Source organism: Pseudomonas sp. AK-TSAG1-1 (assembly GCF_056821665.1).
In genome coordinates this window covers 5,922,270-5,937,545 of the sequence record NZ_CM165965.1, presented here as the reverse complement: position 1 = coordinate 5,937,545, position 15,276 = coordinate 5,922,270, and the positions used below count along the sequence as shown (strand labels likewise).

The window sequence follows — 15,276 nt, the reverse complement described above, 5'->3', positions numbered from 1 at the left end:
TGGCTGTCATGTAACGCGGGGCAACTTGGGCCCAACTAATTTAGAGGACCTCCACTTGCCTATTTTTTCTTCTTTGCGCAAAGCCCTGCTGGCCACTGCCGGCCTGACGATCGCTGTCGGAGCCCAGGCCGCCGGTACGGTGCATATTTATAACTGGTCGGATTACATCGGCGAGACCACCCTGGCCGACTTCGAGAAAGCCACCGGGATCAAACCGGTCTACGACGTGTTCGACTCCAACGAAACCCTGGAAGGCAAGTTGCTGGCCGGGCGGACCGGTTACGACGTGGTCGTGCCGTCGAACCACTTCCTCGGCAAGCAGATCAAGGCGGGCGCGTTCCAGAAGCTCGACAAGGCGCAGCTGCCGAACTATTCGAACCTCGATCCAGTGCTGCTCAAGCGTCTGGAGCAGAACGATCCGGGCAACCTCTACGCCGTACCGTACCTGTGGGGCACCAACGGCATCGGCTACAACGTCGAGAAAGTCAAAGCCGTGCTCGGTATCGACAAGATCGATTCCTGGAGCGTGCTGTTCGAGCCGGAGAACATCAAGAAGCTGCACAGCTGCGGCGTAGCGTTCCTCGATTCTGCGGATGAAATGATGCCGACCGTGCTCAACTACATGGGCCTGAACGCCAACAGCACCAATCCCAAGGATTACGAAAAGGCCACGGCCAAGTTGCTCGCCGTGCGTCCTTACGTGACCTACTTCCACTCTTCGAAATACATCGGTGATCTGGCCAACGGCGACATCTGCGTGGCCATCGGCTTCTCCGGCGACATCTTCCAGGCCAAGCACCGTGCCGAAGAAGCCAAGAAGGGCGTGAACATCGCCTACTCGATCCCCAAAGAAGGCGGCGCGCTGTGGTTCGACATGCTGGCGATTCCCAAGGACTCGTCCAACGTCAAGGAAGCGCACGCCTTCATCAACTATTTGCTGAAACCTGAGGTGATCGCCCAGGTCAGTGATTACGTCGGTTACGCCAACCCCAACCCGGGTTCGGACAAGCTGATGGAACAGTCCATCCGCACCGATGAAGCGGTTTATCCACCGCAAGCAGTCCTCGACAAGACCTACGTGTCGACCGAGTTGCCACCCAATATTCAGCGTTTGATGACCCGCAGCTGGACCAAGGTCAAGTCGGGCAAATAAGGCACAAACTATCCTGGGTTCGTCCGCATAGGGCGAACTGCACTGTTTTTTTCTGGGAGTTTCGTAAATGGCAGTTGCCTCCGGCGCCTATAAGAAAGCCCTCGAGGGCGACCAGACACCTAAACAGGTGTTGGTCAAAATCGACCGGGTCACGAAGAAGTTCGACGAGACGATTGCCGTGGACGATGTGTCCCTGGAAATCAAGAAAGGCGAGATCTTCGCCCTGCTCGGCGGTTCGGGATCGGGCAAATCCACTCTGCTGCGGATGCTGGCAGGGTTCGAACGGCCCACGGAGGGGCGCATTTTCCTCGACGGCGTCGACATCACCGACATGCCGCCGTACGAGCGACCGATCAACATGATGTTCCAGTCGTACGCCTTGTTCCCGCACATGACCGTGGCGCAGAACATCGCCTTCGGCCTCAAGCAGGACAAGATCCCGACGGCTGAAGTCGATGCCCGCGTGGCCGAAATGCTCAAGCTGGTGCAGATGAGCCAGTACGCCAAGCGCAAGCCGCATCAACTGTCTGGCGGTCAGCGTCAGCGGGTGGCCCTGGCGCGTTCGCTGGCCAAGCGGCCGAAGCTGCTGCTGCTCGACGAACCGATGGGCGCACTGGACAAGAAACTGCGTTCGCAGATGCAGCTGGAGTTGGTGGAGATCATCGAGCGCGTGGGTGTGACCTGCGTGATGGTGACCCACGACCAGGAAGAGGCCATGACCATGGCCGAGCGCATCGCGATCATGCACCTGGGCTGGATCGCCCAGATCGGCAGCCCGATCGACATCTATGAAACCCCGACCAGCCGTCTGGTCTGCGAATTCATCGGCAACGTGAACATCTTCGAAGGCGAAGTGATCGACGACGCCGAAGGCCACGCGACCATCACCTGCAAGGACCTCGACCGGCAGATCTACGTCGGCCATGGCATCAGCACTTCGGTGCAGGACAAATCGGTCACCTACGCGATCCGTCCGGAGAAGCTGCTGGTCACCGCCGAAATGCCGACCTGCGAGTACAACTGGTCGAGCGGCAAGGTGCATGACATCGCCTACCTGGGCGGTCACTCGGTGTTCTACGTCGAACTGCCGAGCGGCAAACTGGTGCAGTCGTTCGTTGCCAACGCCGAACGTCGCGGCGCGCGTCCGACCTGGGGCGATCAGGTTTACGTGTGGTGGGAAGACGACAGCGGCGTGGTACTTCGCTCATGAACATGCGCAAATTCAAACGCCGCCTCAATCGAATAATTCCCGGTGGCCGCCAGCTGGTCATCGGGGTTCCCTTCATCTGGCTGTTCCTGTTCTTCATGCTGCCGTTCTTCATCGTCCTGAAGATCAGCTTCGCCGAAGCCGACGTGGCCATCCCGCCGTACACCGAGATCTACACCTTCGCCGAGCAGAAGCTGCAACTGCTGCTGAACCTGGGCAACTACGCGATGCTCGGCGACGACGAGTTGTACATCGCCGCCTACCTCGGCTCGCTGAAGATGGCGTTTTTCAGCACGCTGCTGTGCCTGCTGATCGGCTACCCGATGGCCTACGCCATTGCCAGTGCGCGTAAAGAGCTGCAGACGGTGCTGGTGCTGCTGATCATGATGCCGACCTGGACCGCCATCCTGATCCGCGTTTACGCGTGGATGGGCATCCTCAGCAACAACGGCCTGCTCAACGGGTTCCTGATGAGCATGGGTTTCATCGACGAGCCGCTGCAGATCCTCAACACCAACCTTGCGGTGTACATCGGCGTGGTTTATTCGTACCTGCCGTTCATGATCCTGCCGCTGTACGCCAACCTGGTGAAGCACGATCACAGCTTGCTGGAAGCCGCTTCCGACCTCGGTTCGAGCACCTTCAACAGCTTCTGGAAAATCACCATTCCGCTGTCCAAGAACGGGATCATTGCCGGCTGCATGCTGGTGTTCATCCCGGTGGTGGGCGAGTTCGTGATCCCGGAACTGCTCGGTGGTCCGGAAACCCTGATGATCGGTAAAGTGCTCTGGCAAGAGTTCTTCAACAACCGTGACTGGCCGGTGGCGTCCGCGCTGGCGGTAGTGATGCTGGCGATCCTGATTGTGCCGATCATTCTGTTCAACCGCAGTCAGGCCAAGGAAATGGAGGGTAAAGAATGAAGCGCTTCCGTTTCTCCAGCCTGATGCTGGTCCTGGGTTTGTTGTTCATCTACCTGCCGATGCTGATCCTGGTGATCTACTCGTTCAACGCCTCCAAGCTGGTGACGGTGTGGGGTGGCTGGTCGATCAAGTGGTACGTCGGCCTGCTCGACAACACCCAGCTGATGGGTTCGGTGGTGCGCTCGCTGGAAATCGCCTGTTACACCGCGGTTGCCGCGGTGGCGTTGGGTACGCTGGCGGCATTCGTGCTGACCCGGATCACCCGCTTCAAGGGCCGCACGCTGTTCGGCGGGCTGGTGACGGCGCCGTTGGTGATGCCGGAAGTGATCACCGGTCTGTCGCTGTTGCTGCTGTTCGTGGCCATGGCGCAAATGATCGGCTGGCCGCAGGAGCGTGGCATCGTCACTATCTGGATTGCCCACACGACGTTCTGTGCGGCGTACGTGGCGGTGGTGGTGTCGGCGCGCTTGCGTGAGCTGGACCTGTCGATCGAAGAGGCGGCCATGGACCTCGGTGCTCGGCCGTGGAAAGTGTTCTTCCTGATCACCATCCCGATGATTGCGCCTTCGCTGGCGGCGGGCGGCATGATGTCTTTCGCCCTGTCGCTGGACGACCTGGTATTGGCGAGCTTCGTCTCCGGCCCGGGTTCGACCACCCTGCCGATGGAAGTGTTTTCGGCGGTACGTCTGGGCGTGAAGCCGGAGATCAACGCCGTGGCCAGTCTGATTCTGCTGGCAGTGTCGATCGTCACCTTCATGGTCTGGTTCTTCAGTCGCCGTGCCGAAGAAGCGCGCAAGAAAGCCATCCAGCAAGCCATCGAAGAAGGCGCAGCCGACTCGTGGAAGCAACCGGACGTGCGCCGCGCACCTGCGCCGGAAGCGGCTTAAAGCAACACCGGGTTGGCCTCTTGCTGGCCAACCCGATTCCAAACTTGTGGGAGCGAGCCTGCTCGCGAATGAGGATTGTCAGTCGATATCAATTTGACTGACATACCGCTTTCGCGAGCAGGTTCGCTCCCACAGTTTTTGCGCTGCTCAGGCGCTCCAGGGCGATTTGCGGATGACTTCAACGAAGTTCATCGGCTTGAACCCCGGCTCCTGATCCATCAGCACATCGGTCTTCACATTGCCGAAGGTCGTCTGCGGACGATGGCGCAAGCCGTCGGCAAATGCGCAGATGATGCATTCCTTGAAACCTTCCCCACGTGGATGCGCATGCACTACGGCCTCGCGCTGGGTGCTGCTGAACGCCGCGTAGTCCATGCCCAGCACGTCCATCTCGACGCCTGCGGTCACCAGCGCCACGGTCGGCCGCAAATGCTTGGGCACACCGGGTGTGGTGTGCAGGGCAATCGACAGCCACACTTGTTCGATGTCGTCATCGCTCAGCCCGTATGGCTTGAGAAACGCCGCTGCCGCATTGGCGCCATCCACTTCAAAACGTTCGTCGTCACTGCGATAGCCTTGTACCAGCCCGAGGTCGTGGAACATCGCGCCGACGTACAGCAACTCCGGGTTGTAGGCCAGTTGCTGGCGCTCACCGCTCAGTGCGCCGAACAGGAACACCCGACGCGAGTGGTGGTAGAGCAGATCGGATTCGATGTCGCGAATGTACTCGGTGGTGGCCCGGGCCAACGCGCTGTCAGGGATTTTGATGCCGGCAATGGTGCTGCTCATCTGCTAGTCCTCGTCGAAAACGCCGTCGTGGCGCCGATGGACAAAGTCTGTTCCTCAAGGCACTAAACGGACAATCAACGCATGGCTGCGATCCTTGCCAATCGACCTGCAAATCGTGCCAAACCTCGCTTGTTGGGCGTGGATTGGCTAGGGTTGGCCCGATCAACAAGACAGGCACGGTCCATGTGGGAGCGGGCTTGCTCGCGAAAGGGCCATGACATTCAACTGATCTGTTGAATGACACACCGCTTTCGCGAGCAAGCCCGCTCCCGCAGGGTTTTTGTTTGCCGCAGGCATTGAGGACGTTTGAGTCATGAACAAAACCGTCGCCATCGTGGTGTTCCCCGGCGTGCAGGCGCTGGATGTCAGCGGGCCGATGGATGTGTTCGCCGAGGCCAACCGGTTTCTGCCGACCGAGGATCACTATCGGCTGGAAGTGATCGGTGTCGAGCAGGGCCAGATGGCTTGTTCCAATGGTTTGAACCTCACTGCTCATCGGCATTTCAGCGACGCGCTCGACGCTTATGACTTGCTGTTGGTAGCCGGCGGCCCGCAGTTGCCGTTCATGGATTTTGGCCGGGTCTTCGACGCCTGGCTGCGTGAGGCCAGCGCTCGCGCACGGCGTTTCGGATCGATCTGCAACGGCGCGTTCATGCTGGCGCGCGCGGGGCTGCTGGAAGGGCGCACCGTGACCACCCACTGGAACGACGCTCAGGCCCTGGCGCAGTTGTGTCCATCGACCCGGGTCGAGGCCGATCGCTTGTATGTCGAAGATGGCGTGCTCTACACCTCGGCCGGGGTTACGGCAGGGATCGATCTGTCGCTGTACCTGCTGGCTCGCGATCACGGCGCTGAAGTGGCACTGAGCGTGGCCAAGCGGCTGGTGGTGTTCACGCAGCGCTCGGGCGGGCAGTCGCAGTTCAGCCCGTTCCTCACGCCGCATGCGGAGCCGACCTCGGCGGTGGCGATGGTGCAGCTGTATGTGCTGGCCAATCTCACCGGCGACCTGACGATTGCCGATCTGGCGAATGCGGCGAACATGAGCGCGCGTAACTTCTCCCGGGTGTTCGCTCGCGAGGCCCGGGTCACCCCGGCCGAGTTCGTCGAGCGGGCGCGGGTAGATGCGGCGCGGGTGATGCTCGAAAGCACTGCGGCGCCGCTGAAGACGGTGGCGTATCAGTGCGGGTTTCGCGATGCGCAGCACATGCGCAGTGTGTTCAATCGAAGGTTGGGCGTGACGCCGCAGCAGTTTCGGCTGAATTTTTCTGTGCTGCTCTGAAGGTTTCCGTGTTGCTGATGGCCCTTTCGCGAGCAAGCCCGCTCCCACCGGTGGCACGCGGTCTTGTGTGGGAGCGGGCTTGCTCGCGAAGGCGTCCGCCTGAACAACAGCGGATTATTGAGCAGCCCGCGCCGGCAACAGTTTCAAGGTGCTGCGGGTATTGGCCGTCACTTCTTCCTCGCTGAAGTGCGCCTGCACATACATCCCCTCGACGTACTCCTCGGCCTGATCGTCATAGTGGCTGTCGAACGGCACGCCGCTCTGGCCGACCGGGTTGATGGTCAGGCTGTGCGCCGGGTCGGCGAAGTCGATCAGTCGCCGCGTTGACGGGCCGTACGTCACCGGCCAAGGCGCCGGACCGAGTTTGGCCGAGAGGTTGTTCGGCACTTCATGACTGCCCGGCGCTGCAAACGGGCCGACGTTGAAAATCTTGTCCAGTGGTTTCTGTTGCCCCAGCGGATGGCCGTGGGTCAGGGTGTGCGCGGTGCCCCATTGCCAGTCGGACGGGTTGTCGCCGAGGGTCTGTTTGAGGTGCGCCATGCTCGCCTGCCACGCCACTTTCACGATGTCGGCGCGGGTTTCCTTGTTCGGTGTGTTGCGGTTGTCCCACCACGGTGAATCTGCGTTCGCCGCGAGGCGCGGCAGGGCGGCGTCGATCACCCGGGTCGACAGCAGCGTTTCAAAGAAATCGTTGCCCAGTTCATCACGCATGGCCGCATCGGCGAGGTCGTAGAGGAACTGGTTGAATACCGTCGCGCTGACCGAATCCAGCGGATAGTCGCCTGGCCACTGCGCCAGTTGCTCGACCAGTTTCAGTTGTGCCGGATCGCTCACCACCTCCCGCAATACTGGCAGCAATGGCGCCAGGGTGCGCGGGCCGTAGGCGGTGGTGGTGCCCAGTTGCAGCTTCTGGTTGGCTTCGTTGCTCCACTTCACGTTTTTGTCGCTGAGCTGGCGGTTGAGCTGCTGGCCGCGATCAGCCAGGTTGTAGTAACCGGGGATTTCCATTCCGGTCGGCGACAGCGGCTGGAAGTTGGCCGAGACGATGTAGCCGCGCGCCGGGTTTTCTTCCTGCGGGTTGGCGCTGAACGGGTAGTAGCCGTCCTTGTCCGCCTGATTGCTGCTGCCGTCGAGAATGAAGTCCGGCTTCACCCCGACAGGGCGTTTGGGCAGCAGCGCCGAAGCCCACCAGGCGATGTCGCCCTTGGCGTTTGCATAGACGATGTTCAGCCCCGGCGCCTGGACCTTGGCCGCTGCGGCGCGGGCCTTGGCCAGGGTGTCGGCGCGGTTGAGCTGGTAGAAGCCTTCAAGGATCGGGTTCGGCGTTTCGAGGAACGCCCACCACATGGCGATCGGGGTCTTGCCGGCAGCCGTGCCGAGGGCGTCGTTGACGATCGGACCGTGGGGCGACTGGCGCAGAGTGAGTGTCACCGGCGCCTGGCCCTTCACCGCAATCTGCTGCTCGGTGCTGACCAGATCGGTCCACTGGCCGTGGTACCAGACCTGATTCGGGTTGTCCGGGTTGACCTTCTCGGCAATCAGATCCAGATCGTCATTCTGGAACATGGTCAGGCTCCAGCCGAAATCCAGGTTGTGGCCGAGGAAGGCGAACGGCACCAGCGCCTGATGGTGACCGTAGAGTTCAAAGCCCGGCGCTGACAGTTGCGCCTCGTACCACACCGACGGCACCGAGAAGCGAATGTGCGGATCGCCGGCCAGCAGCGGTTTGCCGCTCTGGCTGCGGCTGCCGGCGATCACCCAGGCGTTGCTGCCTTCGAATTGCGGCAGGCCGTTTTCGATCAGCGCCTGTTCGCTGAGACGGGCAAGGGCGTTGAGGTCTTTCCAGTCGCCGGCGGCGAGGGCGGGCACCGGGTTGGCGCGACCTTTGGCAAGCACGCCTTTGGGTTGCCAGTCGAGGTCGAAGACGTTGAGGTAATCGGCGCCAAGTTGATCGCGCACGTAGGTCAGCAGCGGTTCGGTGCGAAACGCGGCGGCGAAACTGTAGGCCATGTAACCGGCGACGCTGATGCTGTCCTCCGCCGTGAACGGCCGCTTGGGGATGCCCAGCACGTCGAACTCGACCGGTGCGGCGTGGCTGTCCTGATATTGGTTGATGCCGTCCAGATAGGCTTGCAGGGCCTTCCACGCCGGTGACTGCTTGTCGAGACTGGCGACATAACTGGCGGCGCGTTCGCGGATGCGCAGGCTGCGAAACAGCTTGTCGGTGTCGAGCAGCTTCGGCCCGAGCACTTCGGCCAGCTCGCCACGCGCGAGGCGGCGCATGGCTTCCATCTGGAACAAGCGGTCCTGGGCATGCACGTAGCCAAGGGCGCGATAGAGGTCGGTTTCGTTTTCGGCGCGGATGTGCGGCACCCCGCGTTCGTCGTAGCGCACGGTCACCGAACCCTGCAGGTTGCGCAGCTCCACCTGGCCCTGACGCGTCGGCTGTTTGCTGTAGACGTACCAGCCGACGCCGGCGAGCAGAACAACGATGAGCAAGGCAAGAACGGTGAAAACGCGTTTCATGGTGACTCCTTGTGCATGCGGGATTGCCGCCCGTCGGGCTGCAAACAATTAGCACAGACCTTCCGTGCCGTGCATCGCTGTCCTCGAAAAGTCCGGAATGCCTTACTGCGCCACCACCGGCCACGGGCAATAACAGCCGACCGCCAGGGTGTGCGTGGCGTTGACCGGGCGATCTTCCGTCAGGGCATTGAGGATCGGTTCGATAAAACTGTTGCTGGAGTTGCAGGTCAGCCCTTCGCTGTAAGGCCCGAAGTACGCCAGCTTGCCGCTGCGGTCCCAGATCGCCACGGCGGGGCTTGCGGGAATCTGCTCGGAGCCGGGCAGTACGGCGATGGTTTTCAGGTTGCTCAGGGTCGCGGGTAATTGACCGTGGGAGCCGGCGCGCTGCACGGCGAAGAATTCCACACCGCGCGCGCCGTACTGCTCGACCATCTCGGTCAGGTGCTGCTGATTACCGACGTTGCACGGGCAGGCCGGGTCCCAGAAGTGCACCAGGCGAATGTTGCCGGGGCCGGCGAGATCATCCGGCAGGCGCAGCGGATCACCGGAAAACACTGCCGTGTGCTGGCTGAAGGCCCGCAGGTAGCGGCCCTGAAACCAGTCGTACGCCGCCCACAGCACCCCGGCACACACAAGCGCGAGCAGGCTGGCAAACAGTGCGGTGCGGTAGGGCGAACGCATGGTTTTTCGATCCTCGAAGGGCCGCTAGCTTGCCATGCTTGCCGCAACAGATGAATATCGCAGGCCGATAAAGTCTGTTTACCGCTTTGGAATACCCGCATGCCTGACACTTTCGATGCCGATCATTTACGCGCCAGCCTCAAGCCTTTGGCCCAATGGCAGCCGTTGTCGGACGAGGCCAAGGCATATCAGCGGTTCTACCAGACCGACTTCCCCGAGCGTGATGTCTGGCGCGGCATGGGGCGCTTCGAAGTGGATGGCTATGAGCTGGTCAGCCACTGCTGGTGGCCGGAGAAGGTCAAGGGCACGCTGTTTCTGCTGCACGGTTTTTACGACCACACAGGGCTGTATCGGCATGTGATCGAGTGGGCGCTGGATCAGGATTTCGCGGTGATCGCCTGCGATTTGCCGGGGCATGGTCTGTCGAGCGGCCCCCGGGCCAGTATCCGCGATTTCTCTGAATATCAGGACGCCTTGCAAGCCTTGTTCGCCGAAGCCAATTCGATCGCCCTGCCGCAGCCCTGGCACCTGTGCGGGCAAAGCACGGGCGGCGCGATCGTCGTCGACCATGTGCTCAACCATGGCGAACACAGTCCGGCGCAAGGCCAGTTGATCCTGTTGGCGCCGCTGGTGCGTCCGCGCGCGTGGGGCTGGTCGCAGCTCAGTTATTACCTGCTCAGGCCTTTCGTGCGGGGCGTTACCCGGCGCTTCAGCGAGAATTCCAATGACCCGGCATTCCTGCCGTTCCTGCAGGCCGACCCGTTACAACCCAAACGCTTGCCGACCGCGTGGGTCGGTGCCCTGTCGCGCTGGATCATCCGTGTGGAACACGCGAAAAAAAGTCCGCGACGGCCACTGATCATTCAGGGGCAGGCGGACATGACCGTGGACTGGCAGCACAATTTGCAGGTGATGAAATGGAAGTTCGACCGGCCGCAGATTCTGTTGCTGCCAGAGGCGCGGCACCATCTGGCGAATGAGACGCTGGAAATGCGCGAGGAGTATTTCGAGTTTCTGAACAAGCGGATCAGAGGGCGGAATCTCTAGGGCCTTTTGAGGGCCTCTTCGCGAGCAGGCTCGCTCCCACAGGGGGAATGCATTCCAGCATGTGGGAGCGGGCTTGCTCGTGAAGGCGGCCTGTCAGGCGATAAAGATCACTGGCCAAGGCTTGAAGCGCTTTGCCCCACCGCCAGCCCCGCGCGAATCGCCGCGAGTGCCGCCTGGTAATACGCCTTGCCCTCGGTAGATTCGGCAAACGTCGCGAACTGCTCCAGTTCGTCATCCGACAGATCACGGTAAACGTAGAGCAGGGTGTTGTTCATGTCGGCGCCGATCTGATCCATCAGGCGCTGGCGCTGGCCGTTCAACATGCCTTGCGCCTGACCGCCGCCGAGCAGGCCCGGAATCATCGAACTCAAGCTGTCTGCCGCCACGCCGGCAATCGCCAGGCTGACTTCGGCGCCGGCCTCGCGTGCCGGCAGCGCTTGCGCCAGATGGCCGATGATCAGCAGGCGGCTGTCGCTGGCCTGCATCTTCGGCAGGCCCTTGGCGTTCTTCGCCAACTGATCGCGGCGGGTCGCCAGCAACTCGGCGGCGACGATCTTGCGGCCCAGTGGCGACTGGAAAAAGGTCAGCGCCGGTTGTGGATCGGCAAGGTGCTGGCGCAGTTGCGCTTCGGCACGCTGATCCATGGCCTGGGGGGCGAAGCGCTGGTTGCTGTTGTTGACCAGGGCTTGAAACACCGCAGGCGGCAGGTTGTTCTGATAGCGCTGCTGCGCGGCACTCAGGGCGTCATTGAAATGCGCACGTTGATCTGGCCAGCCGGCGATCTTGTACAGCTGATCGTGGCCGTCCGCCCAGGCGGGCAAAACGCAGAACATCAACAGTGAAAAAAGCAAACGGCGCATAGGGACTCCTGTCAGCAGCGGACTATTCTCCGTGCGGTGCCGGTACTTGTCGAGAATTCGTGGCAAGCCGCTGCGTGGCTCTGTCGGATTTCTTGCCGCAGGCATACTATGCGCGCCATGCAAATATCCTCTGAACACCCGCTGCTGTTACGCATCGTCGACGACCTGGCCGAACATGGCTGGTCGCAGCAGAACATTTTCCTGCCCGCGGGTTTGACCCGTGAGCTGGCGGCCGAGTGCCGCAAACGTGAGGCCGAGGGTGAGCTGGCGCCGGCGGCGGTGGGCCGTGGGCCATTTTCGGAGATTCGCGAGGGCATTCGCGGCGACCACATCCAGTGGATCGACCCGGGGCAGGCCGAGGCCAGCGACCGTTATCTGAACCTGATGGACAGCCTGCGCGAGGCGCTCAATCGCGGGTTGTTCCTGGGGCTGGAAGATTTCGAGTGTCACTTCGCCCTCTATCCGCCGGGCGCGTTTTACCGCAAGCACGTCGACCGCTTCCGCGATGATGACCGGCGCATGGTTTCGGCGGTGGTCTACCTCAATGACGCGTGGCTGCCGGAAGACGGCGGTCAGTTGCGCATGTACCTGGGGGAAGACCGGGTTCATGACGTGCAGCCCACTGGCGGCTGTCTGGTGGTATTCCTCTCCGGTGAAGTGCCGCACGAAGTGCTGCCGGCAAACCGCGAGCGCCTGTCGCTGACCGGCTGGTTCCGCCGCCGTGGCAACGAGCCGTTCTGATATGCAGAAGATTCTGGTCAGCCGCTGCTTGCTGGGCCACCGTGTGCGTTACGACGGCGGAGCCAGCGGGCCATTCGATCTGCTGGAACAGTGGATCGCTGCAGGGCGGGTGGTGCCGTTGTGTCCGGAAGTCGCCGGAGGCTTGCCGACCCCACGTGCCGCGGCGGAAATTCCGGGTGGGCAGGGCGTCGAAGTGCTTGATGGCACGGCGGCGGTGATCACCAGCGAAGGCGAGGACGTCAGCGCGCAGTTTCTCGATGGCGCGCGGCAGGCGCTGGCACTGGTGCAGAAACATGGCATCCGTGTGGCGGTGCTCAAGGCCAACAGTCCTTCCTGCGGGAACTTGCTGACCTATGACGGGACGTTCAGTGGGGTGAAGGTCACCGGCGAAGGCGTGACGGCCGCGTTGCTCAAACGGCATGGGGTGCAAGTGTTCAGTGAGCTCGAACTACCGCAGGCCGCAATGGCCCTGACTCAACCCGACTAAAAGCCACCCACAAACCCATGTGGGAGCGGGCTTGCTCGCGAAAGCGGCAGGTCATCCAGCATGTGCATTGCCTGACACGACGCCTTCGGGAGCAAGCCCCCTCCCACAAGGGGTGTGTGTTCATTTGGGGTCGGTGAGCCACTTTTGCGACAACGCCGCCAACCGCCCATCCGCCTTGATCCGCTGCAGCGCACCCGCAAGGCTGGCCTGAAACGCCGGATTACCCTTCTGAAACGGAATCGCCAACTCCACCGGTGTCGCCGCTTTCGGCTTCTCTTCAGTCAACGCCTGCACCAGCACCATCGGCCGTGGCTGTTCGTCCTTCTTCGCCCACAGCTGCGAATCGACCTTGCCGTAGGACTCGCTGAAATCGAAACGATCCTTGAGTTCAGGTGTCAGTGCTATGTGATTGAGCGCAACGTCGTACTTGCCGCTTTCCACGCCCTGGAGCAAGTCTGCTTCGTCAGTGACGATGAAGTCGGCGCGTACATCCAGCTCGTTGGCCAGTTGTTGCCCCAGCTCAACCTCGAACCCCGTGAGTGTGTCGCCGTCCTTGAAATTGAAGGGCGGAGTATTAGCCTCAAGGGCGATGCGCAATTCGCCACGGTCGTTGACGTCATCAATCAGTTCGGCGTGAGCCAATGGGCTCAAAAGGGGTAGCAGGCAGATCAGGCCAGGCAGAAAACGCATGGTCACTCCTTTGAAATCATTATGGCGACGCTCTGAGTCAGGCTCGCTTTGCTATGGTTGTCGAGTGCCTTCGACAACGAATGGTCATGAAGTTGTCATGACCGCGCGGATTTTACGGAAAAACTGGAGAAGAAAATGAAAAGCTTTATGTCACGTGCAGCGTTGGCCGGTGTGCTGATGGGTGTTTCGGTGTTGGCCAGTGCGGCCACCCCGGCCCCGAAAGGCGCCGAAGTGTTCATCGTTTCTCCCGAGGACGGGGCCACGGTTTCGCAAACCTTCACCGTCAAGTTCGGAACCAAGGACGTCGCACTGGCACCCGCCGGTGATGCCACTCCGAATACCGGCCACCATCATCTGCTGATCGACGCCAAGGACATTGTTCCGGCAGGCGCCGTGGTACCGACCGACGCCAATCACATGCATTTTGGCAAGGCTCAGACCTTCGCGGAAATCAAACTGGCCCCGGGCAAGCACACCTTGCAGCTGGAACTGGGTGACAAAAATCACATGGCATTCGATCCACCTGTCGTCTCGAAGAAAATCACCGTCAACGTCGAATAAACGTTTCGGCGTGCATGAAAAAGGGAGCCCGAAGGCTCCCTTTTTTGTCGCTCAACGCAGGATCAGAACAGCACGCGGCTACGGATGGTGCCGTTGACGTGTTGCAGCTTCTCTTGCGCCAGCTCCGAGTACTCGGCGTCGACGTCGATCACCACGTAACCGACTTTCTCGTTGGTCTGCAGGAACTGACCGGAGATGTTGATGCCGTTTTCGGCGAAGACCTTGTTGATCTCGCTCATCACACCCGGGATGTTCTCGTGGATGTGCAGCAGGCGGTGCTTGCCAGGGTGAGCCGGCAGGGCTACTTCCGGGAAGTTCACCGACGAAACGGACGTGCCGTTGTCGCTGTACTTGACCAGTTTTTCCGCCACTTCCAGACCGATGTTGGCCTGCGCTTCAGCGGTGGAGCCGCCGATGTGCGGGGTCAGGATCACGTTGTCCAGGCCACGCAGCGGGCTTTCGAACTCTTCGTCGTTGGAGCGTGGCTCCACCGGGAATACGTCGATCGCTGCGCCGATCAGGTGCTTGTCCTTGATCGCGTCCGCCAGGGCGTCCAGTTCGACCACGGTGCCGCGCGCGGCGTTGATCAGGATGCCGCCCTTCTTGATGGCGCGGATTTCCTTCTCGCCGATCATCCACTGGGTCGCAGCGGTTTCCGGAACGTGCAGGGTGACGATGTCGGACATGCCCAGCAGTTCGTGCAGGTTGCCGACCTGAGTGGCGTTGCCCAGCGGCAGCTTGGTCACGGTGTCGTAGAAGAACACCTGCATGCCCAGACCTTCAGCCAGAACCGACAGCTGCGTACCGATCGAGCCGTAACCGACGATGCCCAGTTTCTTGCCACGGATCTCGAAGGAGTTGGCTGCGGACTTGATCCAGCCGCCACGGTGGCAGGAAGCGTTTTTCTCAGGGATGCCACGCAGCAGCAGGATCGCTTCGGCCAGCACCAGTTCCGCTACGGAACGGGTGTTGGAGTACGGCGCGTTGAACACGGCAATACCGCGCTCACGGGCAGCACTCAGGTCAACCTGGTTGGTGCCGATGCAGAAACAGCCGACTGCCACCAGCTTCTTCGCGTGATCGAAGATCTCTTCGGTCAGTTGGGTGCGCGAACGAATGCCGATGAAGTGAGCGTCAGCGATCTTTTCCTTGAGCTGGGCTTCCGGCAAGGAACCTGTCAGGTATTCGATGCTGGTGTAGCCCGCCGCCTTGAGGACGTCGACAGCCGATTGGTGGACGCCTTCGAGAAGAAGGAACTTGATCTTGCTCTTATCGAGAGAAGTCTTGCTCATCTGCGTAAACCTGTATCCCGGAGAAAAATGGCAGGGAGGGGAGCAGCCTGGAGCTGACCCAAACGGCAGGAAAGCCGTCACCGCAGAACTGGCCTTGGGCACTGGCCTGCGGGGTCGGTATGCTAGCATAGCCTCCCCGCTAAACACTCATTCCTG

Annotated in this window: 15 protein-coding genes; 9 read left to right on the top strand and 6 right to left on the bottom strand. The window is 61.3% G+C overall.

Going from position 1 to position 15,276, the window contains the following annotated elements:
- Positions 1–55: 55 nt before the first annotated feature.
- The 4 genes from AC1UK9_RS26955 to AC1UK9_RS26940 all read left to right on the top strand — a co-directional run bounded on the left by AC1UK9_RS26955 (position 56) and on the right by AC1UK9_RS26940 (position 4,167).
- Positions 56–1,153 carry a polyamine ABC transporter substrate-binding protein gene (locus AC1UK9_RS26955; RefSeq protein WP_025112032.1) on the top strand — a complete coding sequence of 366 codons (1,098 nt, stop codon included), beginning with the start codon at positions 56–58 and terminating at the stop codon, positions 1,151–1,153.
- A gap of 67 nt (positions 1,154–1,220) precedes the next feature.
- Entirely contained in the window at positions 1,221–2,363 is a 1,143-nt protein-coding gene (locus tag AC1UK9_RS26950; RefSeq protein WP_025112033.1) for an ABC transporter ATP-binding protein, read from the top strand.
- Between the two features lie 35 nt (positions 2,364–2,398).
- The gene (locus AC1UK9_RS26945; RefSeq protein ID WP_174823756.1) at positions 2,399–3,280 is read left to right on the top strand and encodes an ABC transporter permease subunit; all 882 of its coding nucleotides are present in this window, start codon (positions 2,399–2,401) and stop codon (positions 3,278–3,280) included.
- The gene (locus tag AC1UK9_RS26940) at positions 3,277–4,167 is read left to right on the top strand and encodes an ABC transporter permease subunit (RefSeq protein WP_025112035.1); all 891 of its coding nucleotides are present in this window, start codon (positions 3,277–3,279) and stop codon (positions 4,165–4,167) included. Before AC1UK9_RS26945 ends, AC1UK9_RS26940 begins: the two co-directional genes overlap by 4 nt.
- A gap of 147 nt (positions 4,168–4,314) precedes the next feature.
- On the opposite strand, the gene AC1UK9_RS26935 is transcribed toward AC1UK9_RS26940, so the two are convergent.
- Positions 4,315–4,956 carry an HD domain-containing protein gene (locus AC1UK9_RS26935; RefSeq protein ID WP_025112036.1) on the bottom strand — a complete coding sequence of 214 codons (642 nt, stop codon included), beginning with the start codon at positions 4,954–4,956 and terminating at the stop codon, positions 4,315–4,317.
- Between the two features lie 313 nt (positions 4,957–5,269).
- Here AC1UK9_RS26935 and AC1UK9_RS26930 point away from each other — a divergent pair, with 313 nt between their 5' ends.
- A complete protein-coding gene (locus AC1UK9_RS26930) occupies positions 5,270–6,235 on the top strand; it encodes a GlxA family transcriptional regulator (protein WP_473013862.1) in 966 nt (321 codons plus the stop codon).
- A gap of 114 nt (positions 6,236–6,349) precedes the next feature.
- Here the strand turns inward: AC1UK9_RS26930 and AC1UK9_RS26925 are convergent, their stop codons facing one another.
- Together AC1UK9_RS26925 and AC1UK9_RS26920 are read right to left on the bottom strand one after the other, a co-directional pair.
- Entirely contained in the window at positions 6,350–8,761 is a 2,412-nt protein-coding gene (locus tag AC1UK9_RS26925; protein WP_482578814.1) for a penicillin acylase family protein, read from the bottom strand.
- A gap of 102 nt (positions 8,762–8,863) precedes the next feature.
- Positions 8,864–9,442 (bottom strand): DUF6436 domain-containing protein, encoded by a 579-nt coding sequence (locus AC1UK9_RS26920; protein WP_473013860.1) that lies wholly within the window; start codon positions 9,440–9,442, stop codon positions 8,864–8,866.
- A gap of 99 nt (positions 9,443–9,541) precedes the next feature.
- On the opposite strand from AC1UK9_RS26920, the gene bipL reads away from it, so the two are divergent.
- A complete protein-coding gene (gene bipL, locus AC1UK9_RS26915) occupies positions 9,542–10,489 on the top strand; it encodes a phospholipase BipL (protein WP_025112040.1) in 948 nt (315 codons plus the stop codon).
- Between the two features lie 107 nt (positions 10,490–10,596).
- Here the strand turns inward: bipL and AC1UK9_RS26910 are convergent, their stop codons facing one another.
- Positions 10,597–11,349, bottom strand: coding sequence for a DUF2059 domain-containing protein (locus tag AC1UK9_RS26910; RefSeq protein ID WP_025112041.1), 753 nt, complete (start codon positions 11,347–11,349; stop codon positions 10,597–10,599).
- A 108-nt stretch (positions 11,350–11,457) separates the two neighbouring features.
- On the opposite strand from AC1UK9_RS26910, the gene AC1UK9_RS26905 reads away from it, so the two are divergent.
- Complete coding sequence (locus tag AC1UK9_RS26905; protein WP_025112042.1) at positions 11,458–12,090, top strand: 2OG-Fe(II) oxygenase; 633 nt, start codon at positions 11,458–11,460, stop codon at positions 12,088–12,090.
- Position 12,091: 1 nt separating this feature from the next.
- Positions 12,092–12,577: a 2-thiouracil desulfurase family protein gene (locus AC1UK9_RS26900; RefSeq protein ID WP_482578813.1), complete on the top strand. Its 486-nt coding sequence runs from the start codon at positions 12,092–12,094 to the stop codon at positions 12,575–12,577.
- Between the two features lie 120 nt (positions 12,578–12,697).
- On the opposite strand, the gene AC1UK9_RS26895 is transcribed toward AC1UK9_RS26900, so the two are convergent.
- Positions 12,698–13,267, bottom strand: a complete 570-nt coding sequence (locus AC1UK9_RS26895; protein ID WP_025112044.1) for a transporter substrate-binding domain-containing protein — start codon at positions 13,265–13,267, stop codon at positions 12,698–12,700.
- Positions 13,268–13,402: 135 nt separating this feature from the next.
- Between AC1UK9_RS26895 and AC1UK9_RS26890 the strand changes: the two genes are divergently transcribed.
- Positions 13,403–13,828: a DUF4399 domain-containing protein gene (locus tag AC1UK9_RS26890; protein WP_025112045.1), complete on the top strand. Its 426-nt coding sequence runs from the start codon at positions 13,403–13,405 to the stop codon at positions 13,826–13,828.
- 62 nt (positions 13,829–13,890) lie between these two features.
- Here AC1UK9_RS26890 and serA read toward each other — a convergent pair whose 3' ends face one another.
- The gene (gene serA, locus AC1UK9_RS26885; protein ID WP_025112046.1) at positions 13,891–15,120 is read right to left on the bottom strand and encodes a phosphoglycerate dehydrogenase; all 1,230 of its coding nucleotides are present in this window, start codon (positions 15,118–15,120) and stop codon (positions 13,891–13,893) included.
- Positions 15,121–15,276: the final 156 nt, after the last annotated feature.

Coding starts and splice junctions, on each gene's coding strand:
- AC1UK9_RS26950 (WP_025112033.1), top strand. CDS start 1,221: ATGGCAGTTGCCTCCGGCGCCTATAAGAAAGCCCTCGAGGGCGACCAG.
- AC1UK9_RS26940 (WP_025112035.1), top strand. CDS start 3,277: ATGAAGCGCTTCCGTTTCTCCAGCCTGATGCTGGTCCTGGGTTTGTTG.
- AC1UK9_RS26935 (WP_025112036.1), bottom strand. CDS start 4,956: ATGAGCAGCACCATTGCCGGCATCAAAATCCCTGACAGCGCGTTGGCC.
- AC1UK9_RS26930 (WP_473013862.1), top strand. CDS start 5,270: ATGAACAAAACCGTCGCCATCGTGGTGTTCCCCGGCGTGCAGGCGCTG.
- AC1UK9_RS26925 (WP_482578814.1), bottom strand. CDS start 8,761: ATGAAACGCGTTTTCACCGTTCTTGCCTTGCTCATCGTTGTTCTGCTC.
- AC1UK9_RS26920 (WP_473013860.1), bottom strand. CDS start 9,442: ATGCGTTCGCCCTACCGCACCGCACTGTTTGCCAGCCTGCTCGCGCTT.
- bipL (WP_025112040.1), top strand. CDS start 9,542: ATGCCTGACACTTTCGATGCCGATCATTTACGCGCCAGCCTCAAGCCT.
- AC1UK9_RS26910 (WP_025112041.1), bottom strand. CDS start 11,349: ATGCGCCGTTTGCTTTTTTCACTGTTGATGTTCTGCGTTTTGCCCGCC.
- AC1UK9_RS26905 (WP_025112042.1), top strand. CDS start 11,458: ATGCGCGCCATGCAAATATCCTCTGAACACCCGCTGCTGTTACGCATC.
- AC1UK9_RS26900 (WP_482578813.1), top strand. CDS start 12,092: ATGCAGAAGATTCTGGTCAGCCGCTGCTTGCTGGGCCACCGTGTGCGT.
- AC1UK9_RS26895 (WP_025112044.1), bottom strand. CDS start 13,267: ATGCGTTTTCTGCCTGGCCTGATCTGCCTGCTACCCCTTTTGAGCCCA.
- AC1UK9_RS26890 (WP_025112045.1), top strand. CDS start 13,403: ATGAAAAGCTTTATGTCACGTGCAGCGTTGGCCGGTGTGCTGATGGGT.
- serA (WP_025112046.1), bottom strand. CDS start 15,120: ATGAGCAAGACTTCTCTCGATAAGAGCAAGATCAAGTTCCTTCTTCTC.